1 protein-coding gene is annotated in these 1,423 nt (G+C 70.3%); it reads right to left on the reverse strand.

Features of this window, described 5'->3' with window-relative positions; all coding sequences use genetic code 11:
• Nucleotides 1–5 precede the first annotated feature (5 nt).
• Nucleotides 6–1,316, reverse strand: a complete 1,311-nt coding sequence (locus tag CUC05_RS24180; RefSeq protein WP_157965977.1) for an ISL3 family transposase — start codon at nt 1,314–1,316, stop codon at nt 6–8.
• Nucleotides 1,317–1,423: the final 107 nt, after the last annotated feature.

Below are 1,423 nucleotides of genomic sequence, written 5' to 3' on the forward strand. Positions count from 1 at the left end.
CGGGTCTACGCCGCTGCGGGGGGTCGGCGTCGCCTGATGCGTGCAGCGGGGGCATCTTGCCAGTCCACGCCGCAGTGCAGCAGTAGGCGGATGCGGTAGTTGTCGAAGTTGGTGAACCCGTGGCCGACGCGCTTGATCTTCTTCACCAGCAGGTTCACCGCTTCGGTGGGGCCGTTGGAGGCCCTGCCGGTGGAGTGGTAGGCCAGGATCTCGGCCTCCCAGCGCCGGACGGTGCGTGCGAGCCGGTTGGCCTCGGGCAGGTCGATCCGAGCGATCCAGGCGTAGAAGTCCTCCAGCGCGATGCGGGCATCAACGAGGGTGGGGGCGGCGTAGACGTCGCGCAGGTGTTCCTTGGCCGCCCAGGCGTCATGGACCTCCGCGTGCGGGTCGCCGGCGTCCCAGCCGGCTTCCAGCCGGGTCCACTGGCGGCTGGTGAGCCGCTCGGCGCCCTTCAGCAGGATCCGACGGATCTTGTAGAGCGGGTCGTCTTTGAAGCCGCGGTGGCCGGTCTGCTGCTGCTGGACGCGGCGGCGGACCTCGTCGACCACGATGTTTCCCAGTCGGATGGCATGGAAGTGGTCCACCACGACCGTGGCGTGGCCGAGATACAGGCCAACGGCGGTGGCGTAGCCGCGATAGGGGTCCAGGGTGACCACGCCGATGCGGGCCAGCCACCCCTGGTCGCGGTCGGCCAGCCAGCCAGCGACCGCGCGGATGGTGCGGTCCTCCACTACGTCCAGCAGCCGGCCGGTGGCGGTGTCGACCATGCCGGACACGAACTGGGTGGGGTGTTGGCCGTTGGCGCGCAGCCAGGCGGTCTCATCCATCCCCAGCGCGGTCACCCCGGCCAGCCGGGCCGGGTCGTCGATCATCGGCAGGCCATGGTCGATGACCGCTCGCATGACGGTGTGCCAGCCCACCCCGTAGTCGCGGGCCACCGCCGCGACGGAGTGGCCGTCGCGACCGACACGGCGGCATGCCGCGGCCCGGGCCCGTTCGGTCAGCACCGCCCGTGGGCTGATCGCGGGGTTGGTCTCGGTCCACGACCCGGTCCCACACAGCGGCTCGGGGCAGCGCCAGCGGCGCTTGCGCCACACCAGCCGGGTCCGCTGGTCGAACGCCGGCACGTCACGCACCACCACGTCGCGACGGCCCTTGGACCTGGCGAGCACCCCGCAGTCGGGGCAGCCGACCCTGCTGGCGGTGGTCTGCACGAGCACGACGAGCTCGTCGTCGTCGGGATCCTTGAACGCGCTGAGGACGACAAAGCCCGGCATGCCGAGCATCACCACCTCAGCGCCACTACGCTGCGGCACGGGAAGCCTCCTGATGAACTTGCTGCTTTGGACAGCTGCAAGCCTCAGGGGGCTTCACCCATTCACCGTCGAACCTCCACCAGACCCCCCTTCACGACGAAGACCCG

It is taken from the genome of Euzebya rosea (genome assembly GCF_003073135.1).
GTDB lineage: Bacteria > Actinomycetota > Nitriliruptoria > Euzebyales > Euzebyaceae > Euzebya > Euzebya rosea.